25 protein-coding genes are annotated in these 23,894 nt (G+C 62.7%); 17 read left to right on the top strand and 8 right to left on the bottom strand.

From position 1 onward, the window contains the following. Positions 1–124: 124 nt before the first annotated feature. The 14 genes from ACNFIC_RS06375 (at position 125) to ACNFIC_RS06310 (ending at position 12,005) form a co-directional block, all read left to right on the top strand. Positions 125–934: an ATP-binding cassette domain-containing protein gene (locus ACNFIC_RS06375; protein WP_138218833.1), complete on the top strand. Its 810-nt coding sequence runs from the start codon at positions 125–127 to the stop codon at positions 932–934. Then, the gene (mlaE, locus tag ACNFIC_RS06370) at positions 934–1,731 is read left to right on the top strand and encodes a lipid asymmetry maintenance ABC transporter permease subunit MlaE (protein WP_138218832.1); all 798 of its coding nucleotides are present in this window, start codon (positions 934–936) and stop codon (positions 1,729–1,731) included. The genes ACNFIC_RS06375 and mlaE overlap by 1 nt, the downstream gene beginning before the upstream one ends. Beyond that, the gene (gene mlaD / locus ACNFIC_RS06365; RefSeq protein ID WP_416780398.1) at positions 1,731–2,216 is read left to right on the top strand and encodes an outer membrane lipid asymmetry maintenance protein MlaD; all 486 of its coding nucleotides are present in this window, start codon (positions 1,731–1,733) and stop codon (positions 2,214–2,216) included. Before mlaE ends, mlaD begins: the two co-directional genes overlap by 1 nt. A gap of 9 nt (positions 2,217–2,225) precedes the next feature. Beyond that, positions 2,226–2,876, top strand: a complete 651-nt coding sequence (locus ACNFIC_RS06360) for an MlaC/ttg2D family ABC transporter substrate-binding protein (RefSeq protein WP_416780396.1) — start codon at positions 2,226–2,228, stop codon at positions 2,874–2,876. Next, on the top strand, positions 2,873–3,175 hold the full coding sequence (locus ACNFIC_RS06355) for an STAS domain-containing protein (RefSeq protein ID WP_138218829.1): 303 nt from the start codon (positions 2,873–2,875) through the stop codon (positions 3,173–3,175). Before ACNFIC_RS06360 ends, ACNFIC_RS06355 begins: the two co-directional genes overlap by 4 nt. Positions 3,176–3,293: 118 nt before the next feature. Next, complete coding sequence (locus ACNFIC_RS06350) at positions 3,294–3,533, top strand: BolA family protein (protein WP_138218828.1); 240 nt, start codon at positions 3,294–3,296, stop codon at positions 3,531–3,533. A 23-nt stretch (positions 3,534–3,556) separates the two neighbouring features. Beyond that, positions 3,557–4,822, top strand: a complete 1,266-nt coding sequence (murA, locus tag ACNFIC_RS06345) for a UDP-N-acetylglucosamine 1-carboxyvinyltransferase (protein WP_138218827.1) — start codon at positions 3,557–3,559, stop codon at positions 4,820–4,822. 92 nt (positions 4,823–4,914) lie between these two features. Then, positions 4,915–5,550, top strand: coding sequence for an ATP phosphoribosyltransferase (gene hisG / locus ACNFIC_RS06340; protein WP_138218826.1), 636 nt, complete (start codon positions 4,915–4,917; stop codon positions 5,548–5,550). A gap of 128 nt (positions 5,551–5,678) precedes the next feature. Further along, the gene (gene hisD / locus ACNFIC_RS06335; RefSeq protein WP_138218825.1) at positions 5,679–7,001 is read left to right on the top strand and encodes a histidinol dehydrogenase; all 1,323 of its coding nucleotides are present in this window, start codon (positions 5,679–5,681) and stop codon (positions 6,999–7,001) included. Positions 7,002–7,003: 2 nt separating this feature from the next. Continuing rightward, complete coding sequence (gene hisC / locus ACNFIC_RS06330; protein WP_416780392.1) at positions 7,004–8,053, top strand: histidinol-phosphate transaminase; 1,050 nt, start codon at positions 7,004–7,006, stop codon at positions 8,051–8,053. Between the two features lie 1,082 nt (positions 8,054–9,135). Continuing rightward, positions 9,136–9,783, top strand: a complete 648-nt coding sequence (locus tag ACNFIC_RS06325) for a FadR/GntR family transcriptional regulator (protein WP_138218823.1) — start codon at positions 9,136–9,138, stop codon at positions 9,781–9,783. Between the two features lie 13 nt (positions 9,784–9,796). Continuing rightward, positions 9,797–11,062 (top strand): CynX/NimT family MFS transporter, encoded by a 1,266-nt coding sequence (locus ACNFIC_RS06320; RefSeq protein ID WP_416780390.1) that lies wholly within the window; start codon positions 9,797–9,799, stop codon positions 11,060–11,062. 139 nt (positions 11,063–11,201) lie between these two features. Beyond that, positions 11,202–11,672 (top strand): nuclear transport factor 2 family protein, encoded by a 471-nt coding sequence (locus ACNFIC_RS06315; protein WP_138218821.1) that lies wholly within the window; start codon positions 11,202–11,204, stop codon positions 11,670–11,672. Between the two features lie 42 nt (positions 11,673–11,714). After that, complete coding sequence (locus tag ACNFIC_RS06310) at positions 11,715–12,005, top strand: GIY-YIG nuclease family protein (RefSeq protein WP_138218820.1); 291 nt, start codon at positions 11,715–11,717, stop codon at positions 12,003–12,005. Between the two features lie 7 nt (positions 12,006–12,012). On the opposite strand, the gene yejK is transcribed toward ACNFIC_RS06310, so the two are convergent. Beyond that, positions 12,013–13,020 carry a nucleoid-associated protein YejK gene (gene yejK, locus ACNFIC_RS06305; RefSeq protein WP_416780386.1) on the bottom strand — a complete coding sequence of 336 codons (1,008 nt, stop codon included), beginning with the start codon at positions 13,018–13,020 and terminating at the stop codon, positions 12,013–12,015. A 390-nt stretch (positions 13,021–13,410) separates the two neighbouring features. Between yejK and ACNFIC_RS06300 the strand changes: the two genes are divergently transcribed. Next, the gene (locus ACNFIC_RS06300) at positions 13,411–13,692 is read left to right on the top strand and encodes an HU family DNA-binding protein (RefSeq protein ID WP_012316055.1); all 282 of its coding nucleotides are present in this window, start codon (positions 13,411–13,413) and stop codon (positions 13,690–13,692) included. A gap of 51 nt (positions 13,693–13,743) precedes the next feature. Here ACNFIC_RS06300 and rlmF read toward each other — a convergent pair whose 3' ends face one another. The 5 genes from rlmF to ACNFIC_RS06275 all read right to left on the bottom strand — a co-directional run bounded on the left by rlmF (position 13,744) and on the right by ACNFIC_RS06275 (position 20,250). Further along, on the bottom strand, positions 13,744–14,694 hold the full coding sequence (gene rlmF, locus ACNFIC_RS06295; protein ID WP_138218818.1) for a 23S rRNA (adenine(1618)-N(6))-methyltransferase RlmF: 951 nt from the start codon (positions 14,692–14,694) through the stop codon (positions 13,744–13,746). A 160-nt stretch (positions 14,695–14,854) separates the two neighbouring features. Further along, a complete protein-coding gene (locus ACNFIC_RS06290) occupies positions 14,855–17,701 on the bottom strand; it encodes a valine--tRNA ligase (RefSeq protein ID WP_416780383.1) in 2,847 nt (948 codons plus the stop codon). Positions 17,702–17,904: 203 nt separating this feature from the next. Beyond that, positions 17,905–18,273 carry a DNA polymerase III subunit chi gene (locus tag ACNFIC_RS06285; protein WP_138218816.1) on the bottom strand — a complete coding sequence of 123 codons (369 nt, stop codon included), beginning with the start codon at positions 18,271–18,273 and terminating at the stop codon, positions 17,905–17,907. Between the two features lie 5 nt (positions 18,274–18,278). Next, the gene (locus ACNFIC_RS06280; RefSeq protein WP_138218815.1) at positions 18,279–18,707 is read right to left on the bottom strand and encodes a DNA polymerase III subunit chi; all 429 of its coding nucleotides are present in this window, start codon (positions 18,705–18,707) and stop codon (positions 18,279–18,281) included. Positions 18,708–18,756: 49 nt separating this feature from the next. Further along, the gene (locus ACNFIC_RS06275; RefSeq protein ID WP_416780379.1) at positions 18,757–20,250 is read right to left on the bottom strand and encodes a leucyl aminopeptidase; all 1,494 of its coding nucleotides are present in this window, start codon (positions 20,248–20,250) and stop codon (positions 18,757–18,759) included. A 289-nt stretch (positions 20,251–20,539) separates the two neighbouring features. Here ACNFIC_RS06275 and lptF point away from each other — a divergent pair, with 289 nt between their 5' ends. Together lptF and lptG are read left to right on the top strand one after the other, a co-directional pair. Continuing rightward, positions 20,540–21,655, top strand: a complete 1,116-nt coding sequence (gene lptF / locus ACNFIC_RS06270; RefSeq protein ID WP_138218813.1) for an LPS export ABC transporter permease LptF — start codon at positions 20,540–20,542, stop codon at positions 21,653–21,655. Further along, a complete protein-coding gene (lptG, locus tag ACNFIC_RS06265) occupies positions 21,648–22,709 on the top strand; it encodes an LPS export ABC transporter permease LptG (RefSeq protein WP_138218812.1) in 1,062 nt (353 codons plus the stop codon). Before lptF ends, lptG begins: the two co-directional genes overlap by 8 nt. Positions 22,710–22,772: 63 nt before the next feature. Here the strand turns inward: lptG and ACNFIC_RS06260 are convergent, their stop codons facing one another. After that, positions 22,773–23,261, bottom strand: coding sequence for an RDD family protein (locus ACNFIC_RS06260; RefSeq protein ID WP_416780376.1), 489 nt, complete (start codon positions 23,259–23,261; stop codon positions 22,773–22,775). An 89-nt stretch (positions 23,262–23,350) separates the two neighbouring features. Further along, on the bottom strand, positions 23,351–23,563 hold the full coding sequence (locus ACNFIC_RS06255; protein ID WP_003257941.1) for a cold-shock protein: 213 nt from the start codon (positions 23,561–23,563) through the stop codon (positions 23,351–23,353). Positions 23,564–23,894 lie beyond the last annotated feature (331 nt).

The raw sequence follows: 23,894 nt of genomic DNA, 5'->3' as shown, positions 1-23,894 counted from the left end.
ATGGCCTTGGGGCGGCACCTCAGCGGTGCTATAGTTCGCCGCTATTCGGCCTACCGGGGAACCTGTGTGCCTTCAATAAGGAGGCAGGCGTCCACGGAGCAGGGCTGCACTGCAAGGAGTCTAGATGAGTGTGGATAGCGCCTACGCGGTCGAGTTGAAGGGCGTCACCTTCAAGCGCGGTTCGCGCAGCATTTTCAGTAACGTGGACATCCGCATTCCGCGCGGCAAGGTCACCGGCATCATGGGGCCATCGGGCTGCGGCAAGACTACCTTGCTGCGTCTGATGGGCGCGCAGTTGCGCCCGGCGGGTGGCGAAGTCTGGGTCAACGGGCAGAATTTGCCCGCATTGTCGCGCAGCGACCTGTTCGATGCCCGCAAGCAGATGGGCGTGTTGTTCCAGAGCGGCGCGCTGTTCACTGACCTCGACGTGTTCGAGAACGTGGCCTTCCCGCTGCGCGTGCACACCCAGTTGTCGGACGAAATGATCCGCGACATCGTGCTGATGAAATTGCAGGCTGTGGGTCTGCGCGGTGCCATCGACCTGATGCCCGATGAACTCTCCGGTGGCATGAAGCGCCGGGTGGCGCTGGCCCGCGCCATTGCACTGGACCCGCAGATCCTCATGTACGACGAGCCGTTCGTTGGTCAGGATCCGATCGCCATGGGCGTGTTGGTCCGCCTGATCCGCCTGCTCAACGATGCCCTCGGCATCACCAGTATCGTGGTATCGCATGATCTGGCCGAGACCGCCAGTATCGCCGACTACATTTACGTGGTCGGCGACGGCCAGGTGCTGGGGCAGGGCACACCTGACGAGTTGATGGGCTCGGACAATCCGCGTATCCGCCAGTTCATGAAAGGCGACCCGGATGGCCCGGTGCCGTTCCATTTCCCTGCGCCTGACTACCGCGCCGATCTGCTGGGGGCGCGTTGATGCGCAGAAAATCCATACTCGAACGTATTCGCCTGTTCGGTCGTGCTGCCATCGACGTGCTCGCCGTGCTGGGGCGCTCGTGCCTGTTCCTGGGCCACGCCCTGGGTGGGCGCAGTGGTATCGGCGGTGGTTTCCAACTGCTGGTCAAACAGTTGTATTCGGTCGGTGTGCTGTCGCTGGCGATCATCGTCGTCTCGGGCGTGTTCATCGGCATGGTGCTGGCCCTGCAGGGCTACAGCATCCTGACCAAGTACGGCTCGGAGCAGGCCGTGGGCCAGATGGTTGCGCTGACGCTGTTGCGTGAACTGGGCCCGGTGGTCACCGCGCTGCTGTTCGCTGGCCGTGCAGGGTCTGCGTTGACCGCCGAAATCGGCAACATGAAGTCCACCGAGCAGTTGTCGAGCCTGGAAATGATCGGCGTCGACCCGCTCAAGTACATCGTCGCCCCGCGCCTGTGGGCCGGCTTCGTCTCGTTGCCCTTGCTGGCGCTGATCTTCAGCGTGGTGGGCATTTGGGGCGGGTCGTGGGTCGCCGTGGACTGGCTGGGCGTTTACGAAGGCTCGTTCTGGGCCAACATGCAGAACAGTGTTTCTTTCACCGACGACGTGCTCAATGGGCTGATCAAGAGCCTGGTATTCGCCTTCGTCGTGACCTGGATCGCCGTATTCCAGGGGTATGACTGCGAACCCACCTCAGAAGGGATCAGTCGTGCCACCACCAAGACCGTGGTCTATGCCTCGTTGGCAGTCCTGGGTCTGGACTTTATTCTGACCGCCTTGATGTTTGGAGATTTCTGATGCAAAACCGCACCCTGGAAATCGGTGTCGGCCTGTTCCTGCTGGCCGGGATCCTGGCGCTGCTGCTGCTGGCACTGCGTGTCAGCGGCCTGTCGGCCAGCCCGAGCAACGATACGTACAAAGTTTATGCGTACTTCGACAATATTGCCGGTTTGACTGTCAGAGCTAAGGTGACCATGGCCGGTGTGACGATCGGCAAGGTCACGGCGATCGATCTGGACCGTGATTCGTACACCGGTCGGGTGACGCTGCAACTGGACAAGAAGGTCGACAACCTGCCGACCGACTCCACTGCCTCGATCCTGACCGCCGGCCTGCTGGGCGAGAAGTACATTGGTATCAGCGTGGGCGGCGAAGATACGGTCCTCAAGGACGGCGGCACCATCCACGACACGCAGTCGGCGCTGGTGCTGGAAGATCTGATTGGCAAGTTCCTGCTCAACTCGGTGGGCAAGGAACCGAAAGAAGCACAACCGGCTAATTAAGGAGTCTCCATGATTTCTATCCTGCGACGTGGCCTGCTGGTCCTGCTGGCGGCCTTCCCTCTGTTCGTCATGGCGGCACCGCAGTCAGCTCGTGACGTGATCCAGGGCACCACCAACGAGTTGCTGAGCGACCTGAAGGCGAACAAGGAGCAGTACAAGAGCAATCCCCAGGCCTTTTACGATGCACTCAACCGCATCCTTGGCCCGGTAGTGGATGCCGACGGTATTTCCAAGAGCATCATGACCGTCAAGTATTCGCGCAAGGCCACGCCTGAGCAGATGCAGCGCTTTCAGGAGAACTTCAAGCGCAGCCTGATGCAGTTCTATGGCAACGCGCTGCTGGAGTACAACAACCAGGGCATCACCGTTGACCCGACCAAGGCCGAGGACGGCGATCGCGCCAGTGTCGGCATGAAGGTCACCGGCAATAACGGAGCGGTCTACCCGGTCCAGTACACCTTGCAGAACCTCGGTGGCGAGTGGAAAGTGCGCAACGTGATCGTCAACGGCATCAACATCGGCAAGCTGTTCCGTGACCAGTTCTCCGACGCCATGCAGCGCAATGGCAACGACCTGGACAAGACCATCGACGGCTGGGCCGGCGAGGTGGCCAAGGCCAAGCAAGCTGCCGATAGCTCGCCGGATAAGGAAGTCAAATGACCGAGGCTGTCGTGAGCATGGCCGAGCCAGGTGTCCTGCGTCTGGCCGGTGTGCTGGACTACCGCAGTGGCCCGGCCTTGCGCAAGCAGGGCAAGGCGTTGATCGCCGGCAGTGGCGAGCCACGTCTGGTGCTCGATTGCAGTGCGGTGGCCAAGTCGAGCAGTGTGGGCCTGTCGTTGTTGCTGGCGTTCATGCGTGACGCCCAGGCAGCCGGCAAGACCTGCGAAGTGCGCGGCATGCCCAGCGACATGCGCGAAATCGCCGAGGTCTATGACCTCGATGAAGTGCTGGCAGGCTGATGGCCTGTCGCAAGGTGAAGGCCCCTCGGTCAGCGCGCCCCGTCTTGGGCTTCGCAGGCGAGGGGCTTTTTTGTATGATGGCCGACCCGCGCGCGTTGGGCGCCGATCGAGGTTGAGCATGCAGGCCGTAGAAGTCAAAAGCTTTCTGGAAGAAAAATTGCCGGGAACCCGGGTCGAAGTTGAAGGCGAAGGCTGCAACTTCCAGTTGAACGTGATCAGCGACGAGCTGGCCGGCCAGAGCCCGGTCAAGCGTCAGCAGGCGATCTATGCTCACCTCAATCCGTGGATCGCCAACGGCGCCATCCACGCGGTAACCATGAAATTCTTCAGCAGCGCAGCCTGGGCTGAGCGCATCTGAGCCAACTTGGCGGCGAGACACGAATGGACAAACTGATTATTTCTGGCGGCGCGCGCCTCGACGGCGAGATCCGCATTTCCGGCGCGAAGAACTCGGCGCTGCCGATTCTCTCGGCCACCCTGCTGTGCGATGGCCCGGTCACGGTCGGCAACCTGCCGCACCTGCACGACATCACCACCATGATCGAGCTGTTCGGTCGCATGGGCATCGAGCCTGTGATCGACGAAAAGCTGGCCGTGGAAATCGATCCGCGCACCATCAAGACCCTGGTCGCCCCGTACGAGCTGGTCAAGACCATGCGCGCCTCGATCCTGGTGCTCGGTCCGATGGTCGCCCGCTTCGGCGAAGCTGAAGTCGCGCTGCCAGGCGGTTGCGCTATTGGCTCGCGTCCGGTCGACCTGCACATCCGCGGCCTCGAAGCGATGGGCGCGAAGATCGAGGTCGAAGGCGGCTACATCAAGGCCAAGGCGCCTGAGGGCGGCCTGCGCGGTGCGCACTTCTTCTTCGACACCGTCAGCGTGACCGGCACCGAGAACATCATGATGGCCGCTGCACTGGCCAAGGGCACCAGCGTGCTGCAGAACGCCGCGCGTGAGCCTGAGGTGGTCGACCTGGCCAACTTCCTGATTGCCATGGGTGCGAAGATCCAGGGTGCCGGTACCGACACCATCACCATCGAAGGCGTGGAGCGTCTGCACTCGGCCACTTACCGCGTGATGCCCGACCGTATCGAGACCGGCACCTACCTGGTTGCCGCTGCCGTGACCGGTGGTCGTGTCAAGGTCAAGGACACCGATCCGACCATCCTTGAAGCCGTGCTCGAAAAGCTCAAGGAAGCCGGCGCCGACATCACCACTGGCGAAGACTGGATTGCGCTGGACATGCACGGCAAGCGTCCGAAGGCCGTCAACCTGCGTACCGCACCGTATCCGGCGTTCCCGACCGACATGCAGGCGCAGTTCATCTCGCTCAACGCCATTGCCGAGGGTACCGGCGCGGTGATCGAGACTATCTTCGAGAACCGCTTCATGCACGTGTATGAGATGCACCGCATGGGCGCACAGATCCAGGTCGAGGGCAACACTGCCATCGTGACCGGCGTCAAGGCGCTCAAGGGCGCTCCAGTCATGGCTACCGACCTGCGTGCCTCGGCCAGCCTGGTGCTGTCGGCCCTGGTCGCCGAAGGCGACACCCTGATCGACCGTATCTACCACATCGACCGTGGTTACGAGTGCATCGAGGAAAAGCTGCAGATGCTCGGCGCGAAAATCCGCCGCGTACCGGGCTAAGCGCCCGACGGCGCAGGGACGCGCCCACCGAATTGAACGCGGCCAGCCTCATGGGCTGGCCGGCAGTAGCTGCTTAAGGAACGACGTTTCCCATGTTGACCATCGCGCTATCCAAAGGCCGCATTCTCGACGACACCCTGCCGTTGCTGGCAGAGGCCGGCATCGTGCCGACCGAGAACCCGGACAAGAGCCGCAAGCTGATCATCCCGACCACGCAGGACGACGTGCGCCTGCTCATCGTGCGCGCCACCGACGTTCCGACCTACGTCGAGCATGGTGCCGCCGATCTCGGTGTGGCCGGCAAGGACGTGTTGATGGAGTATGGTGGCCAGGGCCTGTACGAGCCCCTGGACTTGCAGATTGCCCAGTGCAAGCTGATGACGGCGGGTGTCACCGGCGCGCCTGAGCCCAAGGGCCGCCTGCGCGTGGCCACCAAGTTCGTCAACGTCGCCAAGCGTTACTATGCCGAACAAGGCCGCCAGGTCGACATCATCAAGCTGTACGGCTCGATGGAGTTGGCCCCGCTGATCAACCTTGCCGACAAGATCATCGACGTGGTCGACACCGGCAACACGCTGCGCGCCAATGGCCTGGAACCTCAGGAACTGATCGCGATGATCAGCTCGCGCCTGGTGGTCAACAAGGCCTCCATGAAAATGCAGCACGCCCGCATCCAGAGCCTGATCGACACCCTGCGCAACGCCGTCGAATCGCGACACCGCGGCTGACTTCTGCGCGCGACCTTCGCTGTCGCGCCCGTCTATCCGCGTCATAGCCACTTTTCTCGGGTGCCCGCGCGGATGGACTGGTAGCTTAGGGCGCCTGAGCATTTGCCAATCTTTCCGAGGCCCTCGCCATGACCGTGTCCACTGCAATCGCCCGTCTCAATGCCGCTGACCAGGATTTCGCGCGACATCTTGATCATCTGCTGAGCTGGGAGAGCGTGTCCGATGACGCGGTCAACCAGCGTGTACTCGACATCATCAAGGCCGTGCGCGAGCGTGGCGACGCGGCGCTGGTGGAGTTCACCCAGCGCTTCGACGGTGTTGACGCCCAGTCCATCGACGACCTGATCCTCGACCGTGCGCGCCTGGAACTGGCCCTGACCCGCATCACCGCGCCCCAGCGTGAGGCGTTGGAAACGGCCGCCAATCGCGTGCGCATGTATCACGAGCGGCAGAAGCAGGACTCCTGGCAGTACACCGAGGCCGATGGCACCGTGCTCGGCCAGAAGGTCACCCCGCTGGACCGCGCTGGCTTGTACGTGCCGGGCGGCAAGGCATCGTATCCGTCCTCTGTGCTGATGAACGCCATCCCGGCGAAGGTCGCTGGCGTGGCCGAAGTGGTGATGGTCGTGCCGACCCCGCGTGGTGAGGTCAACGAGCTGGTACTGGCAGCTGCCTGCATCGCGGGCGTCGACCGTGTGTTCACCGTCGGTGGCGCCCAGGCCGTTGCGGCCCTGGCCTATGGCACCGAAAGCGTGCCGCAGGTGGACAAGATCGTCGGCCCGGGCAATATCTATGTCGCCACCGCCAAGCGCCATGTGTTTGGTCAGGTGGGTATCGACATGATCGCCGGTCCTTCGGAGATTCTTGTGGTCTGCGACGGCCAGACCGACCCCGACTGGATCGCCATGGACCTGTTCTCCCAGGCCGAGCACGATGAAGACGCCCAGGCCATTCTGGTCAGCCCGGATGCCGACTTCCTCGACCGCGTCGCCGCGAGCATCGACAAGCTGCTGCCGACCATGGAACGTGCCGAGATCATCGAGAAGTCGATCAATGGCCGTGGTGCGTTGATTCAGGTGCGTGACATGCAGCAGGCCATTGAAGTGGCCAACCGCATCGCCCCGGAGCATCTGGAACTGTCGGTGGCTGATCCGCAAGCTTGGCTGGCGCAGATCCGCCACGCCGGTGCGATCTTCATGGGCCGCCACACCAGCGAGGCGCTGGGCGACTACTGCGCCGGTCCCAACCACGTGCTGCCGACGTCCGGCACCGCGCGCTTCTCCTCGCCCCTGGGCGTTTACGATTTCCAGAAGCGTTCTTCGATCATCTTCTGCTCCGAGCAGGGCGCGTCCGAACTCGGGCGCACTGCTTCCGTGCTGGCGCGTGGCGAATCGCTGACCGCCCACGCCCGTAGCGCCGAATACCGCATCCTCAACGAGAAGGGGAATTGAACATGAGTCGTTTCTGGAGCCCTTTCGTCAAGGACCTCGTGCCTTACGTGCCGGGTGAGCAGCCCAAGCTTGCGAAACTGGTCAAGCTCAATACCAACGAGAACCCATATGGCCCGTCGCCCAAGGCGCTGGAGGCCATGCGTGCCGAACTCAACGACAACCTGCGCCTGTACCCGGACCCGAACGGCGACCGGCTCAAGCAGGCGGTGGCCGAGTACTACGCTGTCACCCCGGCCCAGGTGTTCGTTGGTAATGGCTCGGACGAGGTGCTGGCGCACATCTTCCACGGCCTGTTCCAGCACGACCGCGGCCCGTTGCTGTTCCCGGACGTGAGCTACAGCTTCTACCCGGTGTACTGCGGCTTGTATGGCATTCCCTACGAGCTGGTGGCACTGGATGAGCAGTTCCAGATTCGGGTGGACGACTACAGCAAGCCCAACGCTGGGATCATCTTCCCCAACCCTAACGCACCAACCGGTTGTCTGCTGGCGCTTGAAGCCGTAGAGCAACTGCTGCGGGCCAACCCGGATTCGGTGGTGGTGGTGGATGAGGCGTACATCGATTTTGGTGGTGAGACGGCCATCAGCATGGTGGACCGCTACGACAACCTGCTGGTGACCCAGACGTTGTCCAAGTCGCGTTCGCTGGCGGGCCTGCGGGTGGGGTTGGCGGTTGGCCACCCGGACCTGATCGAGGCGCTGGAGCGGATCAAGAACAGCTTCAACTCCTATCCTTTGGACCGCGCGGCCATTGCTGGGGCAGCGGTCGCGTTCGAGGACCGGGCGTACTTCGAAGAGACCTGCCGGAAAGTGATCGACAGTCGTGAAGTGCTGGTTTCGGCGCTCAAGGATCGGGGGTTCGAGGTGCTGCCTTCGGCGGCGAACTTCATCTTTGCCCGACACCCATCGCAGGATGCGGCTGGGATTGCTGCTCGGCTGCGGGAGCAGGGGGTGATTGTGCGGCACTTCAAGCAGGAGCGGATTGCGCAGTTCTTGCGGATTACCGTGGGGACACCGGAGATGAACCAGGCTTTGCTGGATGCCTTGGATTGATGGGTTCTTGAGTTATTAGTGTTAGGGGTAAGCTGGAGTTGATCTGGCTTGCCCTTTTTTGTTTTTGGTTGTTTTGATAGGTGTATGCGCATTCATTGGCTTGGTTAACTTCTCGTCACCTTTCCGCCCTTACGGCGGGTAACTTTTTGAAGGATCAAAAAGTCACCAAAAAATCCTCGCTCCATTCATTCGGCCCCTGCGCTTCGCTCCGGGGTTCCCTCGCTCCGGCGCCTTCCGGGCCCGCGCGGCCTCCGACTTGCTACGCAAGTCTACATCTCGCGCCTTCGGCTGCGCCGAAGGGTGCTGCGCACCTTGGGCCCTCCAGTCACCTCCGCTCGGCCTACTGAAGTCGCGAAGTTAGGGGTGGCGTCTGGACTGGCGCAGCTAACCGCTAGTTGCAGTTGTGGGATCTCTGGATTACAGGACTGCGCCCAGCCTGAGCCCAGCGTCGTACCTGTAGGAGCGGCCTTGTGCCGCGAACACCGGCGTAGCCGATGCCATACACCGAGTCGCCTGCTTCGCGGGCAAGCCCGCTCCCACAGGACTGCGCGAAGCCTGAATACAGCACGGCACCTGTAGGAGCGGCCTTATGCCGCGAACACCGGCGTAGCCGGTGCCATCCACCGCGCCGCCTGCTTCGCAGTGGTCCGGCACTCTGGTAAACCCGCTGCTCTTGCTCTTGCTTCTAAGCGCGCAATAGCCCAGGCGCCGCCAATTGCGACTTCAGGAGGCCGAGTGTAGGCGTCTGTAGGGCCAGGTGCGCAGCACCCTTCGGCGCAGCCGAAGGCGCGAGATGTAGACTTGCGTAGCAAGTCGTAGGCCGCGCGGGCCCGAAAGGCGCCGGAGCGAGGGAACCCCTGCGCGCAGCGCAGGGGCCGGATGATGGAGCGAGCGGTTTTTGCCTACTTTTGCCCAAGAGCAAAAGTAGGTCGCCGTAAGGGCGAAAGGGTGACTAAAAGTCGACATCAAAAATGAATGCGCATACATCCACAAAAACAAACACCCCTTGCCGCGCCCCCCCCAAACCCGCTATCGTCCAACCTCGAATAAATTCATCCGATGACTGGATGTTAACCCCAAAAATGCCCCCAATCATCAAACGCTCCCTGGTAGAACAAGCCGTAGACCAACTCCGCTCCCGCATAGCCTCCGGCGCGTGGTCGGTCGGTCAGCGCCTCCCCACCGAACCGGAGCTGGCCTACGACCTGGGCATCAGCCGCAACACCGTGCGCGAGGCCATGCGCGTCCTGGCGTTCAGCGGTTTGGTGGAAATCCGCCAAGGTGACGGTAGCTACCTGCGTACCGTGCAAGACCCGTTGCAGGCCGTGCAGGCCATGGCCCACTGCACCGTCGAGCACGCCCGCGAAACCCGCCATATCCTCGAAGCCGAAGCCATTGCTCTGGCCGCCCTGCGCCGCACCGACGACGACCTCAGCGCCTTGCGCCAGGCACTCAAGCAAAGCGCCGTGCATTTTCACGGTGATGTGGATGCCTATGTCGAGTGCGACATCCAGTTCCACCAACGCTTGGTGGACGCCGCCCACAACCCCGCGCTGAGTGAGTTGTACCGCTACTTCTCAGGCGTGGTCGCCGCCGCCCTGCAGCACAACATGACCACCGTGCCCCGATGCCAGGCCACCTTCGACTTACACGGGCACATCCTCGATGCCCTGGAAAAACGCGATTCGGAGACGGCCAAGCGCCTGAGCCGGACACTCATCGAATCCTGACTGGAAATACGCCATGCCTAGATCCTTGCCCCGCGAAACGCAGATCGACGAACTGTTGATCGACGCCGAGGCTGACGACGAACACGTCCAGCAACAGCCGGTGCTGCTGCGCCGTCCCTGGCTCTTGCTGCTAGGCCTGGTGCTGGTGGCGTTGAACCTGCGCCCGGCGTTGTCGAGCATGGCCCCGGTGCTTGGGCAGGTCAGCCAGACGCTTGGCCTCAGTGCGTCCGCAGCCGGGCTGCTGACCACATTGCCGGTGCTTTGCCTGGGCCTGTTCGCGCCCTGGGCACCGGTGCTCGCACGTCGTTTCGGCAGTGAGCGTGTGATCCTCGGTATCCTGCTGTTGCTGGCCCTCGGCATCCTGGTACGCAGCGCCCTGGGGGTGAGCGGCCTGTTCATCGGTAGCCTCCTCGCTGGTGCGAGTATCGGCATCATCGGCGTGCTGCTGCCAGGTATCGTCAAGCGCGATTTCCCCCAGCATGCAGGCACCCTGACGGGCGTCTATACCATGGCGCTTTGCCTGGGCGCAGCGATGGCCGCTGGCGCGACAGTGCCGCTTACCCAGCACTTCGATGACAGCTGGGCCATGGGCCTGGGCTTCTGGCTATTGCCTGCGCTGCTGGCGATGCTGGTCTGGTTGCCACAGGCTCGCCAAGGCCATGGTCTGCACAAGGCAACCTTCCGTGTCCGCGGCCTTTGGCGCGATCCGTTGGCCTGGCAGGTCACGCTGTACATGGGCCTGCAATCTTCGCTGGCCTACATCGTATTCGGCTGGTTGCCGTCGATTCTCATTGGCCGTGGCCTGACCCCTACCGAGGCAGGCCTGGTGCTGTCGGGCTCAGTCATCGTGCAACTGGTCAGTTCGCTCGCAGCCCCTTGGCTTGCGACCCGCGGCAAGGACCAGCGTCTGGCTATCGTGATCGTGATGCTGGCGACTCTGGCCGGGCTGTTCGGGTGCCTGTACGCACCGATTGGCCAGTTGTGGGGGTGGGCAGTGCTGTTGGGTCTTGGGCAGGGCGGTACGTTCGCCCTGGCGCTGACCCTGATCGTGCTGCGCTCGCGCGACGCGCATGTGGCCGCCAACTTGTCGAGCATGGCCCAGGGCGTCGGCTATACCCTCGCCTCGATGGGGCCTTTCGCAGTGGGGTTGGTGCATGACTTCACCGGCGGATGGCAGGCGCTAGGCTGGATTTTCGCCGTGCTGGGGATCGGTGCCATCGGATTCGGTCTTGGTGCAGGTCGCGCCCGGCATGTGCACGTGCAAAGCGAGAGGGTCTGACGGCGCTCCGGCAACACCGGCTAGCGCCTGCGCAAACGTCCAGATAGCTGGCTAATCGCCATTCATGATGCAAATGGAGATGGCGCAGGCCGGCGCTGCAGATTATCGTGCGCGTTCGACCTTTTCGCAGGACTAGCCCATGAGCGACGCCAACAGCGCCCTGATTACCCGTTTTTACCAGGCCTTCCAGCGCCTGGATGCCGAGGCCATGGTGGCCTGCTACAGCGACGACATCACCTTCAGCGACCCGGTGTTCGGCACCTTGCGTGGCCAGGACGCCAAGGACATGTGGCGCATGCTCACGTCCCGCGCCAAGGACTTCACCCTGACCTTCGACAACGTGCGCAGTGACGAGCGCGGGGGCGGTGCCCACTGGGTCGCAACCTACCTGTTCAGCCAGACCGGGCGAGTGGTGGTCAATGATATCCAGGCGCGTTTCGTGATCCGCGATGGGTTGATCTGCCAACATGACGACAGCTTCGACCTCTGGCGCTGGGCGCGGCAGGCGCTGGGCATGCCAGGCGTACTGTTGGGGTGGACGCCCATGCTACAGAACAAGGTGCGCCAGCAAGCTTTCAAGGGCCTGCGTGCATTCCAGCAAGGGCGCTGAGCGGTTAAGCTGACGAGTCTTTACCGCGTATCGAAGCCTGCCGTGAGCGAGATTCCCCCCACCGTCGAGTGCAAACCCTGGTACGTCTACCTGGTGCGTGCAGCCAATGGCTCGCTCTACTGCGGTATCAGCGATGACCCGCAGCGACGCTTTATCAAGCACCAGAAAGGTCAGGGCGCGCGCTACTTCAAGACCAGCCCGGCGCAGGCGCTGGTGTATGTGGAGCAGTGGCCGGACAAAAGCGAGGCGCTACGTCAGGAGCGGCTGGTGAAGAAGCTGCGCAAGGCGGCCAAGGAGGCGTTGGTGGCCTCCTATGCCCCGCAGCAGGCGTGATAGCCGCTCAGTCCTTGCGCCGTTTGAGCTGATCGATCAACTGCGTCGGCAGGCCTTTGATCACCAGCGTCCCGGCGGCTTCGTCGTACTCGATCTTCGAACCCAGCAAGTGCGCCTCGAAACTGATCGACAACCCTTCGGCTCGCCCGGTGAAGCGGCGGAACTGGTTCAGGGTGCGTTTGTCCGCCGGTATCTCCGGCGACAGGCCGTAGTCACTGTTGCGGATGTGGTCATAGAACGCCTGCGGGCGGTCCTCGTCGATCAGGCTGGAGAGCTCTTCGAGGGTCACCGGTTCGCCCAGCTTGGTCTGGGTGGTGGCGTAGTCGACCAGGGTCTGGGTTTTCTCGCGCGCGGATTCCTCAGGCAGGTCCTCTTTTTCGACATAGTCGCTGAAGGCCTTGAGCAAGGTGCGGGTCTCGCCCGGACCATCCACGCCCTCCTGGCAGCCGATGAAGTCGCGGAAGTAATCCGAGACCTTCTTGCCGTTCTTGCCCTTGATGAACGAGATGTACTGCTTGGAGTTCAGGTTGTTCTTCCACTCCGACAGGTTGATCCGCGCTGCCAGGTGCAGTTGGCCGAGGTCCAGGTGACGTGAGGGGGTTACGTCCAGCTCTGCATTCACTGCGACGCCTTCGCTGTGGTGCAACAGGGCGATGGCCAGGTATTCGGTCATGCCTTGCTGGTAGTGGGCGAACAGCACGTGGCCGCCGGTGGAAAGGTTGGACTCTTCCATCAGCTTTTGCAGGTGCTCGACGGCGATCCGGCTGAAAGCCGTGAAGTCCTGCTCGGCGTCCAGGTACTGCTTGAGCCAGCCGCTCAACGGATAGGCTCCGGATTCGCCGTGGAACAGGCCCCAGGCTTTGCCTTGCTTGGCGTTGTAGCTGTCGTTGAGGTCTGCCAGCAGATTCTCGATGGCGTCGGAGGGGGCCAGCTCGCTGTCACGGGCATGCAGAACGGCGGGGCTGCCATCGGGCTTCTTGTCGATCAGGTGAACGATGCAATGACGGATGGGCATGGATGTCTCGGTCTGGTGGGCGGTGGTCACCGCGCTGCAAAAGGCGTTCAGTTTACCCCAGGGCGGGGGTGATGCAGTGGCCAGATGTTGGCGTAAATGGCAGTTGTCTGTTTTTTGCGCAAAATCGTGATTTTTTTCCTCAAACCCCCGAAAAACCTGAACAAAATCCCTCTCGGCAGCGGATATTTATCGATTCCTGTGGTAGCTTTGCGCGGTCTTGCGCCCCCTGTGTGGCGCATTGCTGGCCGCTTGCTTGCGGGGTGTCGAACCAAACGCCGATTTGCGTATCTACATACGCGTTCGACGCGGCCTCTGGATTGTCCCGGGCTGGCCCGACCACCGACCAAGCACGCTGCACAACCTCTGATTTGATAGGGAAGGAACACCACCATGGCACTGACCAAAGACCAACTGATTGCCGACATCGCCGAATCGATCGCGCAGCCGAAAGCCACCGCCAAGAACGCTCTGGAGCAACTGGGCCAGATCGTTGCCGACCAGCTGGAAAACGGCGCTGAAATCACTCTGCCAGGCATCGGCAAACTGAAAGTCTCCGAGCGTCCTGCCCGTACCGGCCGCAACCCTTCGACTGGCGCTGCCATCGAAATCGCCGCCAAGAAAGTCGTCAAGTTCGTGCCAGCCAAGTCGCTGACCGACGCCATCAACAAGTAATTGTTGCCGGTTTGACTAAACCGCGCCCGGGGTTGCCTGGCCGCGGTTTTTTCACGCCTGAACTTTGCGTGCGGCGCTCCAGGCCTGGCGCGCGGCCTCGTCTTGGAAGCTCCAGGCGACCATGCGGCTCTGCTTCTGCCCCTGGCCCATCTCGACGATGCGCAGGGCCTTCACCCCGGCCTTGTTCAGCGCCGCCTCGATACCCGGCAGGTTGCTGGCCTTGGACACCAGGCTGGTGAACCACAGCACCTGTGCACCGTAGCGCACGCTTTCGGCGACCATTTGGCTGACGAAGCGGATCTCGCCACCTTCGCACCACAGCTCGTTGTTCTGGCCGCCAAAGTTCAGGATTGGCAGCTTGCGCTTTGGGTCCTGCTTGCCGAGGTTTTTCCACTTGCGTTGGCTGCCACGAGTGGCTTCTTCGCGCGAGGCATGGAAGGGCGGGTTGCACAGGGTCACATCGAAACGCTCGTCGGCCTGCAGCAGGCCTTCGAGGATGTGCTTGGGTGCGGGCTGCAAGCGTAGGCCGATGGCCTTGTCCAGCTTGTTGGCCTGTACGATGACCTTGGCCGAAGCCAGGGCGACCGGGTCGATGTCGGAGCCGATAAAGCGCCAGCGGTAGTCGCTGTGGCCCAGCAGCGGATAAATGCAGTTGGCGCCCACGCCGATGTCCAGCGCGCGCACCTGCGCACCTCGCGGCGCATCACCTGCGTTGTCCTCGGCCAGCAGGTCGGCGAGCACGTGGATGTAGTCGGCGCGTCCGGGGATGGGCGGGCACAGGTAGTCGGCGGGAATGTCCCAGTGCTGGATCCCGTATTGGGCCTTGAGCAGGGCGCGGTTGAACACCCGCACGGCCTCGGGGTTGGCGAAGTCGATGCTGGGTTTGCCGTAGGGGTTGGTGAGGGTGAAGCGGGCCAGGTCCGGGTGGGCCTTGATCAGCGCCGGGAAGTCGTAGCGGCCCTGGTGGCGGTTGCGCGGGTGCAGGCTGGGTTTGTCAGTCATAGTCGGATCCGGTGTTGCAGGCCATGGGGCTGCTTTGCAGCCCTTTCGCGACACAAGGCCGCTCTACAGAGAGCGGCGCCTTTAAATCCGGCGCCGACCTGTAGTAGCGGCCTTGTGTCGCGAAAGGGCCGCAAAGCGGCCCCAACGGTCTATCAGATTGTTACAGCGCAGCAATCCGCGCATGCTGCTCGGTGAAGTTGGCCAGTGCCTGCTCGGACTCGGCAAGCTTGGCACGTTCCTTCTCGATCACCGCAGGCGGCGCCTTGTCGACGAAGGCCGCGTTGGACAGCTTGCCGCCCACACGCTGGACCTCACCTTGCAGACGCTGGATTTCCTTGTTCAGGCGTGCAAGCTCGGCGTCCTTGTCGATCAGGCCTGCCATCGGCACCAGCACTTGCAGATCGCCCACCAGCGCGGTGGCCGACAGTGGCGCTTCGTCCTGCTCGCTGAGTACGGTGAACGACTCGACCTTGGCCAGCTTCTTGAGCAGCGCTTCGTTTTCTTGCAGGCGGCGCTGGTCGTCGGCGTTGGCGTTCTTGAGGAACAGCGGCAGCGGCTTGCCCGGGCCGATGTTCATCTCGGCGCGGATGTTGCGCAGGCCGACCATCAGCTCTTTCAGCCACTCGATATCGCCTTCGGCAGCGGTATCGATGCGCGACTCGTTGGCCACTGGCCAGGCTTGCAGCATGATGGTTTTGCCGTCGATACCGGCCAGTGGCGCGATGCGCTGCCAGATTTCTTCGGTGATGAATGGCATGAACGGGTGCGCTAGGCGCAGCGCGACTTCCAGCACGCGCACCAGGGTGCGGCGGGTGCCACGGGCGCGTTCGACCGGCGCGTTTTCGTCCCACAGTACCGGCTTGGACAGCTCCAGGTACCAGTCGCAGTACTGGTTCCAGATGAATTCGTACAGCGCCTGGCTGGCCAGGTCGAAGCGGAACTGCTCCAGTTGGCGAGTCACTTCGGCTTCGGTGCGTTGCAGCTGCGAGATGATCCAGCGGTCAGCCAGCGACAACTCGTAAGCCTCGCCGTTCTGGCCGCAGTCCTCGCCTTTGTCCAGCACGTAGCGCGCCGCGTTCCAGATCTTGTTGCAGAAGTTGCGATAGCCTTCGACGCGGCCCATGTCGAACTTGATGTCGCGGCCGGTGGAGGCCAGCGAGCAGAAGGTGAAGCGCAGCGCGTCGGTGCCGTAGCTGGCGATGCCTTCGGGGAACTCGGCCTTGGTCTGCTTGGCGATCTTCTCGGCAAGCTTGGGCTGCATCATGCCGCTGGTGCGTTTTTCCAGCAGGGCGTCGAGGGTGATGCCGTCGACGATGTCCAGCGGATCGAGCACGTTGCCCTTGGACTTGGACATCTTCTGCCCCTGGCCATCGCGCACCAGGCCGTGCACGTACACGGTCTTGAACGGTACTTGCGGGGTGCCGTCCTCGTTCTTGATCAGGTGCATGGTCAGCATGATCATGCGCGCAACCCAGAAGAAGATGATGTCGAAGCCGGTCACCAGCACGTCGGTGCTGTGGAACTTCTTCAGGAATTCGGTCTGCTCCGGCCAACCCAGGGTCGAGAAGGTCCACAGGCCCGAGCTGAACCAGGTGTCGAGTACGTCGTCGTCCTGGCGCAGTGCAATGTCGGCACCGAGGTTGTGCTTGGCGCGCACTTCGGCTTCGTCGCGGCCGACGTAGACCTGGCCGGCCTCGTCGTACCAAGCCGGGATGCGGTGACCCCACCACAGCTGGCGGCTGATGCACCAGTCTTGGATGTCGCGCATCCAGGAGAAGTACATGTTTTCGTATTGCTTGGGCACGAACTGGATACGGCCGTCTTCCACGGCTTCGATGGCAGGCTCGGCCAGTGGCTTGGTGGAAACGTACCACTGGTCGGTCAGCCACGGCTCGATGACCGTGCCGGAACGGTCACCCTTGGGGACTTTCAGGGCGTGGTCGTCGATGCTGACCAGCAGGCCTTGGGCATCCAGGTCGGCGACGATCTGCTTGCGCGCGACGAAACGGTCGAGGCCGGCGTACTGGGCAGGCAGCGAGGTGTCGACCTGGTCGTTGACGCTGCCGTCGAGGTTGAACGCCTGCACGGCGGCCAGCACGGTGGCGTTCTTGTCGAAGATGTTGAGCAGCGGCAGGTTGTGGCGCTTGCCGACTTCATAGTCGTTGAAGTCGTGGGCCGGGGTGATTTTCACGCAGCCGGTGCCGAACTCTGGGTCGCAGTAATCGTCGGCGATGATCGGGATGCGGCGGCCGACCAGCGGCAGCTCGACGAACTTGCCGATCAGCGCCTGGTAGCGCGCGTCGGTCGGGTTGACCGCGACCGCGACGTCACCCAGCAGGGTTTCCGGGCGGGTCGTGGCGACGACCAGGTGGTCCTTGCCTTCGGCGGTTTTCGCGCCATCGGCCAGCGGGTAGCGCAGGTTCCACAGGTGGCCCTTCTCGTCGTGGTTTTCCACTTCGAGGTCGGAGATCGCCGTGTGCAGCTTGGTGTCCCAGTTTACCAGGCGCTTGCCGCGGTAGATAAGGCCGTCCTCGTGCAGGCGCACGAAGGCTTCTTTAACGGCTTCGGACAGGCCGTCGTCCATGGTGAAGCGCTCGCGGCTCCAGTCCACCGAGGAGCCGAGGCGACGGATCTGGCGGCTGATGTTGCCACCGGATTGATCCTTCCATTCCCAGACCTTCTCCAGGAACTGCTCGCGGCCCAGGTCGTGACGGCTCTGGCCCTTGGCTTCGAGCTGGCGTTCGACCAGCATCTGCGTAGCGATACCGGCGTGGTCGGTGCCTGGCTGCCACAGGGTATTGCGGCCCTGCATGCGCCGGAAGCGGATCAGCGCGTCCATGATCGCGTTGTTGAAACCGTGGCCCATGTGCAGGCTGCCGGTCACGTTCGGCGGCGGGATCATGATGGTGTAGGAATCGCCAGCACCTTGCGGGGCGAAATAGTTCTCGGACTCCCAGGTGTTGTACCAGGAAGTTTCGATGGCGTGCGGCTGGTAGGTCTTGTCCATGCGCGGCGGGACCCTATGGCATTTGTTCGGGAAAGCCGGGAAGTATAACGAAGCTGGGAGCTTCAAGCGACAAGCTGCAAGCGGGGCATGTTTTTACTGGGCCGGCCTCTTCGCGGGCAAGCCCTGATGCAGGTGCAGCGGCGTTCACTGTGGGCGCTGCGGTGCGCCTTGCCCACGCAAGGGCCGCAGCAGAGCGCTACGGCCTACTCGGAGCGCTTGAGCAGGCGCTCGAGCCTGGCGTCGAGCCGACGCTTGATCTCGGTCTCGATGTGCGGGGTGAAGTCGTTGATCACGTCCTGCATGATCAACTGCGCCGCAGCGCGCAGTTCGGCGTCCAGGTGCAGCAGGGTATCCTGGCGGCGGGCCTGGGCATCTTCCTCGGGGGCTGGTGCAGGTGCTGTGGCGGGCGGGTGGTCGTTGCCAACCGGCTCGTCGAGCAGCAGCGGAATCTGTTCCACCGTCTCGGTGAGCAGTGGTGGCTGCAGGTTGGCGTCACCCAGCAGCTCGCGGATCGATTCCAGATCGTCGAGCAGGTGGGCGGAATGGGTGAGGGAGGTCAGCTGCTTGTCCATCGTATTCAGAGTCGCTGTAAGCGGTGATCTTGCAGAGCATAGCCCTGTTCACGGTAGAAACGGAACCGCTCGCGGGCGGCCTGACGAATGCTCGGGTCTTCGACGACGATCTCGGCGATGCGCTCGAACTGGCCGACGAACCCGGGGACATCGGCTCCGAGGTTGATCAGCAGGTCACGGTGCGCGCCGGCATCGCTGCCGATCCCCAACGCAACGCTGGCATCGAGGTGCTGCTCGTGGTGGTCATGGGGCACGAAGGCTTCACCCTTGAACTGCCACAGGCGTTGGTCCAGCTCGTCGCGCTGGGCGGCATCCTGGCAGTGCAGGTAGACCCGGTGGCCGAGGCGCCAAGCTTTTTCGCACAGCTTGCAGGCGAAATCCAGCCGCGCCGACAGTGCGTCGGTGGGCAGGATGTAGAAATCGACTTTGCTCATGGTTCGTATCGCCAGCCGATGGCGCGTGCGCGCCACCGGCTGTACGCCATCAGGCGCCGGCGCGGTCCAGCAGGTACTGGGTCAGCAGTGGCACCGGGCGGCCCGAGGCGCCCTTGTCCTTGCCGCCGCTGATCCAGGCGGTGCCGGCGATGTCCAGGTGCGCCCAGTGGTAGGCCTTGGCGAAGCGCGACAGGAAGCAGCCGGCGGTGATGGTGCCGGCCTTCGGGCCGCCAATGTTGGCGATGTCGGCGAACGGGCTGTCCAGTTGCTCCTGGTACTCGTCGAACAGCGGCAATTGCCAGGCGCGGTCGTCGGCACGCTTGCCGGCGTCCAGCAGTTGGCTGACCAGTTCGTCGTTGTTGCCCATCAGGCCCGAGGTGTGGCTGCCCAGCGCAACGATGCAGGCACCGGTCAGGGTGGCCAGGTCGACCACCGCCTGGGGCTTGAAACGCTCGGCGTAGGTGAGCACGTCGCACAGCACCAGGCGGCCTTCGGCGTCGGTGTTGAGGATTTCGACGGTCTGGCCGCTCATGGTGGTGACGATGTCGCCCGGACGGGTGGCCCCGCCGCTGGGCATGTTCTCGGCGCAGGCCAGCAGGCACACCAGGTTGATCGGCAGTTGCAGTTCGAGCACGGCCTTCAAGGTGCCGAACACACTGGCGGCACCGCACATGTCGTACTTCATCTCGTCCATGCCGGCACCTGGCTTGAGGCTGATGCCGCCGGTGTCGAAGGTAATGCCCTTGCCCACCAGTACGAACGGTTTGTCAGATTTCTTGGCGCCTTGGTAGTTGAGCACGATCAGGCGTGGTGGCTGGTCGCTGCCCTGGCCCACGGCATAGAACGCGCCCATGCCCAGGTCCTTGATCTTCTTCTCGTCCAGCACTTCGACCTTCAGGCCCTTGTGGGCCTTGCCCATGTCCTTGGCCTGTTCGGCGAGGAAGCTTGGGTGGCAGATGTTCGGTGGCAGGTTGCCCAGGTCGCGGGTGTAGGCCATGCCGTTGGCAATCGCGGTGGCGTGCTTGACGGCGCGCTCGGTCTCGGCCTGGCCGGCCTTGGCGGTCAGCAGGGTGACTTTCTTGAGGGCGCGGGGTTCGGCTTTCTTGCTCTTGAAACGGTCGAACACGTAGGCGCCATCGAGCAGGGTCTCGGCCAGCAGGCGGTACTTGCCGTAATGACCGTCGCGGGCGGTCACGGCGATGTCGTCCAGGGCCAGCACGGCGTCCGTGCCACCCAGGCCTTTGAGCACGCCTGCAACGCTGGCCACCAGCTTGCGCCAGGCGCGGTCGCCCAGGCTCTCGTCCTTGCCGCTGCCTACCAGCAGCACGCGCTCGGCCTTCAGGCCCGGTAGGCTGTGCAGCAGCAGGGTCTGGCCTGGCTTGCCTTCCAGGTCGCCACGCTTGAGCAGCGCGCTGATGGCGCCTTCGCAGGCCTGGTCGACGGCTTTGGCGAGGGCGCCGAGCTTGCGGCCTTCACCCACCGGCACGACCAACGTGGCGGTTTTTACGGATACAGCGGCTACGCTTTTTACAACCAGTTCCATGTCAGGGGTCCCCGAATGATCTGTGGGTTGGCGCTGTCTTGTGCAGGCGCTCGGAATACCGGCCTGGCTGTCTTTGCAGCCAGTGGAAAAGCTGCCAGTTTGAGCCTGCGGCGTCCTTTATGACAACCCCGACATGCGGCGTCATGCGCGGCCAAGTGACAGGCGCGGTCAATCACAGGATAATGCGCCCACTTTACATGGAGGTTCGCCTTGGCGAACCGGCATTGGCCCCAAGCTTTCCGAATCGTTCGTTTGGCTGTCCGCCCCTGACAACCCAGGAGTGTCTGGTTTGATCGTCTTTCGTTATCTGTCCCGCGAGGTCCTGGTGACCTTGAGCGCCGTCAGCGCCGTGCTGCTGGTGATCATCATGAGCGGGCGCTTCATCAAGTACCTGGCCCAGGCGGCCCAGGGTGTGCTCGACCCGGGCGTGCTGTTTATGATCATGGGCTTCCGCCTGCCGGGCTTCCTGCAACTGATCCTGCCGCTGGGGTTGTTCCTGGGCATTCTGCTCGCCTATGGCCGGCTGTACCTCGAAAGCGAGATGACCGTGCTTTCGGCCACCGGCATGAGCCAGCAGCGCCTGCTGGCGATGACGCTGGCACCGGCGGCGCTGGTCGCTCTGGTGGTCGCCTGGCTGAGCCTGAGCCTGGCGCCCCAGGGCGTGGCGCAGGTGCAGAAGATCATCAACCAGCAAGACGCGCTCACCGAGTTCGATACTTTGGTGCCTGGCCGTTTCCAGACGCTGCGCGACGGTTCGCGGGTGACCTACACCGAACAGCTCTCCGATGACCGAGTGAACCTGGGCGGTGTGTTCATTTCCGAGAAACGCTTCAACCAAGACAAGACCAAGGACCGCGCCCCATCGGTACTGGTCGCCGAAAAAGGCCACCAGGAAGTGCAGGCCGACGGCAACCGCTACCTGATCCTGGAGAACGGCTACCGCTACGACGGTAACCCCGGTCAGGCCGACTACCGCGCGATCAAGTACGACACCTACGGTGTGCTGCTGCCCAAGCCCGAGGTCAGCGAAGAGGTGACCGAGCGCGAGGCGATTCCCACCACCGACCTGTTCGGCCATGACGGTATTCGTGAGCGTGCCGAGCTGCAATGGCGCTTGTCGCTGCCGCTGCTGGTGTTCGTCGTGACCTTGCTGGCAGTGCCGCTGTCGCGGGTCAATCCGCGCCAGGGCCGTTTCCTCAAGCTGTTGCCTGCGATTCTTCTGTACATGGCTTACCTGACAATGCTGATTTCCGTTCGCGGCGCCCTGGAGAAGGGCAAGTTGCCTATCGCCCTGGGCATGTGGTGGGTTCACGCCCTGTTCCTGGCGATCGGCTTGGCCCTTATGTACTGGGAGCCGCTGCGTCTGAAGCGCGCTGCGCGTCGTGCGGAGGTGGCCCATGGCTAAGCTCGATCGCTACATCGGCCAGAGCGTGCTGCTGGCTATCCTGGCGGTGCTGGGGATCATCCTCGGCCTGGCATCGTTGTTCGCCTTCATCGACGAGATGAGCGACCTTAGCACCACCTATACCGTGCTCGATGCGGGTATCTACACCGTACTCACGGCGCCACGGCGGCTGTACGACATGCTGCCGATGGCCGCGCTGATCGGCTGCCTGATCGGCTTGGGCAGCCTGGCCAGCAGCAGCGAGTTGACCATCATGCGTGCGGCAGGCGTATCCATCGGGCGTATCGTTTGGGCGGTGATGAAGCCGATGCTGGTGCTGATGCTGGTGGGTGTGCTTATCGGCGAATACGTAGCACCAGTGACCGAGAACAAGGCCCAGGCCGACCGCTCGTTGGCCCAGGGTGGCGGCGAGGCTCAGAGTTCCAAGCGTGGTATGTGGCACCGTCAGGGTGAAGAGTTCGTGCACATCAACTCGGTGCAGCCCAATGGCTTGCTGCTGGGTGTGACCCGCTATCGTTTCGACGATCAGCGCCAGATCGTCTCCTCCAGCTTCGCCCGCAAAGCGCAGTACCGCGATAACCATTGGGTGTTGAACGATGTGGCCACCACTCACTTCCACGGTGACCGCACCGAGGTGGTCAAGGCGCCTGAGGAGCAGTGGGATGTGTCGGTCACCCCAGAGCTGCTCAACACCGTGGTACTGGCGCCAGAGTCGCTGTCGATCACTGGCCTGTGGGACTATATCCACTACCTGTCCGATCAGGGCCTGAACAACGCTCGCTATTGGCTGGCGTTCTGGACCAAGGTGTTGCAGCCAGCCGTCACGGCGGCGCTGGTGTTGATGGCGATCTCGTTCATCTTCGGTCCACTGCGTTCGGTCACCTTGGGCCAGCGCGTGTTCACGGGGGTGCTGGTGGGCTTCGTGTTCCGGATTGCCGGCGACCTGCTCGGTCCGTCGAGCCAGGTATTCGGCTTCCCGCCGCTGCTGGCGGTGCTGATCCCTGCCGGGATCTGTGCGTTGGCAGGTGTGTGGCTGTTGCGTCGGGCGGGTTGATAGCCTGAGCTGAACCTTGAATTGGGGCCGCACTGCGGCCCCAATTGGTTTTACCCTATGTGGTCACTTCTTGCGCTTGGGCAAGCGCACCAGTTGGGTGTCGGAGTAGATGTCGTGCCAGCTGCGCTGGCGCTTGTCGAACAGCGACCAGATGAAGCCCAACCCCAGGCACAGCCACGAAGCGATCGATACGACAAAACGCAGCAGTGCCTGCCACAGGCTGATGGCGCTGCCGTCGGGGTTCTGCACGCGTACGCCCCACACCTGCATGCCCAGGGTCTGGCCGCCGTGGGTCCAGAACTTGGCGAAGAAGCCGAACAGGGCGAACAGCAGGATTGTCGACAGTAGCGGGTCGCCGTCCAGCGCACCGGTCTCGGTCAGCTCACGCATGCGCGCCTCGCCGATGATCGCCATCTGGATCATCTTGTAGGCGCCGGCCGTAACGATCAGCAGGGCGGTGCACAGCAAGAAGTCATAGAACATCGCCGCCAGGCGGCGACCCAGGCCGACCGGTGGGAAATCTCCCTGGGGGTTGAGCAGAGGCTTGGACATGCGGTACAGCTCCGAAAGGCGAAGCCGATATTCTACGGGCAAAAAAAAGCCCCTGCACTTGGCAGGGGCTTTCTTTAGTCAGGCGTGGATCAACCCGCGACCTGAACCTTGTCTGCCTGCATGCCTTTTTGGCCTTGCACGGCTTCGAAGGTGACCTTCTGGCCTTCTTTCAGGCTCTTGAAGCCGTTACCTTCGATGGCGCGGAAGTGCACGAACAGATCCGGACCGCTCTCTGGGGTGATGAAGCCGTAACCTTTCTCGTCATTGAACCACTTGACGGTACCGTTCTGACGCTCAGCCATTTTCTTATTTCCTATGAAGCTTGATTTTGGTGACAGTTTCTTTCACATCGAATTGTAGGTGAAAGATTACTGGGCTGGGTTGCAGGAAAGTAAGAGACGTCGAACGGGTTGTAGCAGATTGCGGCTACTGGCCCAGGTCACGAACTGTTGCGACCCATGCAAACACAGTAGAGTGACTCTACGCTAACTCCTTCGGCAAAAACAAGCCCTGCGCAGCGCCTTGAATCAGGCTTTTTCAAGCCACCCCGCAAACGGGTGGAAACGGCATGGCGCCTGGCCTGGCGCCATGTTCAAAAGTTATTGCGCAGGTTCGAAATCGAATATGCCAATG

The organism is Pseudomonas sp. NY15463 (assembly GCF_048068415.1).
GTDB classification, from domain to species: domain Bacteria; phylum Pseudomonadota; class Gammaproteobacteria; order Pseudomonadales; family Pseudomonadaceae; genus Aquipseudomonas; species Aquipseudomonas mosselii_C.
The sequence above is the reverse complement of the archived record's forward strand: the minus strand, read 5'-3'. Positions and strand labels throughout refer to the sequence as shown.

Coding starts and splice junctions, on each gene's coding strand:
- ACNFIC_RS06375 (WP_138218833.1), top strand. CDS start 125: ATGAGTGTGGATAGCGCCTACGCGGTCGAGTTGAAGGGCGTCACCTTC.
- mlaE (WP_138218832.1), top strand. CDS start 934: ATGCGCAGAAAATCCATACTCGAACGTATTCGCCTGTTCGGTCGTGCT.
- mlaD (WP_416780398.1), top strand. CDS start 1,731: ATGCAAAACCGCACCCTGGAAATCGGTGTCGGCCTGTTCCTGCTGGCC.
- ACNFIC_RS06360 (WP_416780396.1), top strand. CDS start 2,226: ATGATTTCTATCCTGCGACGTGGCCTGCTGGTCCTGCTGGCGGCCTTC.
- ACNFIC_RS06355 (WP_138218829.1), top strand. CDS start 2,873: ATGACCGAGGCTGTCGTGAGCATGGCCGAGCCAGGTGTCCTGCGTCTG.
- ACNFIC_RS06350 (WP_138218828.1), top strand. CDS start 3,294: ATGCAGGCCGTAGAAGTCAAAAGCTTTCTGGAAGAAAAATTGCCGGGA.
- murA (WP_138218827.1), top strand. CDS start 3,557: ATGGACAAACTGATTATTTCTGGCGGCGCGCGCCTCGACGGCGAGATC.
- hisG (WP_138218826.1), top strand. CDS start 4,915: ATGTTGACCATCGCGCTATCCAAAGGCCGCATTCTCGACGACACCCTG.
- hisD (WP_138218825.1), top strand. CDS start 5,679: ATGACCGTGTCCACTGCAATCGCCCGTCTCAATGCCGCTGACCAGGAT.
- hisC (WP_416780392.1), top strand. CDS start 7,004: ATGAGTCGTTTCTGGAGCCCTTTCGTCAAGGACCTCGTGCCTTACGTG.
- ACNFIC_RS06325 (WP_138218823.1), top strand. CDS start 9,136: ATGCCCCCAATCATCAAACGCTCCCTGGTAGAACAAGCCGTAGACCAA.
- ACNFIC_RS06320 (WP_416780390.1), top strand. CDS start 9,797: ATGCCTAGATCCTTGCCCCGCGAAACGCAGATCGACGAACTGTTGATC.
- ACNFIC_RS06315 (WP_138218821.1), top strand. CDS start 11,202: ATGAGCGACGCCAACAGCGCCCTGATTACCCGTTTTTACCAGGCCTTC.
- yejK (WP_416780386.1), bottom strand. CDS start 13,020: ATGCCCATCCGTCATTGCATCGTTCACCTGATCGACAAGAAGCCCGAT.
- ACNFIC_RS06300 (WP_012316055.1), top strand. CDS start 13,411: ATGGCACTGACCAAAGACCAACTGATTGCCGACATCGCCGAATCGATC.
- rlmF (WP_138218818.1), bottom strand. CDS start 14,694: ATGACTGACAAACCCAGCCTGCACCCGCGCAACCGCCACCAGGGCCGC.
- ACNFIC_RS06290 (WP_416780383.1), bottom strand. CDS start 17,701: ATGGACAAGACCTACCAGCCGCACGCCATCGAAACTTCCTGGTACAAC.
- ACNFIC_RS06285 (WP_138218816.1), bottom strand. CDS start 18,273: ATGGACAAGCAGCTGACCTCCCTCACCCATTCCGCCCACCTGCTCGAC.
- ACNFIC_RS06280 (WP_138218815.1), bottom strand. CDS start 18,707: ATGAGCAAAGTCGATTTCTACATCCTGCCCACCGACGCACTGTCGGCG.
- ACNFIC_RS06275 (WP_416780379.1), bottom strand. CDS start 20,250: ATGGAACTGGTTGTAAAAAGCGTAGCCGCTGTATCCGTAAAAACCGCC.
- lptG (WP_138218812.1), top strand. CDS start 21,648: ATGGCTAAGCTCGATCGCTACATCGGCCAGAGCGTGCTGCTGGCTATC.
- ACNFIC_RS06260 (WP_416780376.1), bottom strand. CDS start 23,261: ATGTCCAAGCCTCTGCTCAACCCCCAGGGAGATTTCCCACCGGTCGGC.
- ACNFIC_RS06255 (WP_003257941.1), bottom strand. CDS start 23,563: ATGGCTGAGCGTCAGAACGGTACCGTCAAGTGGTTCAATGACGAGAAA.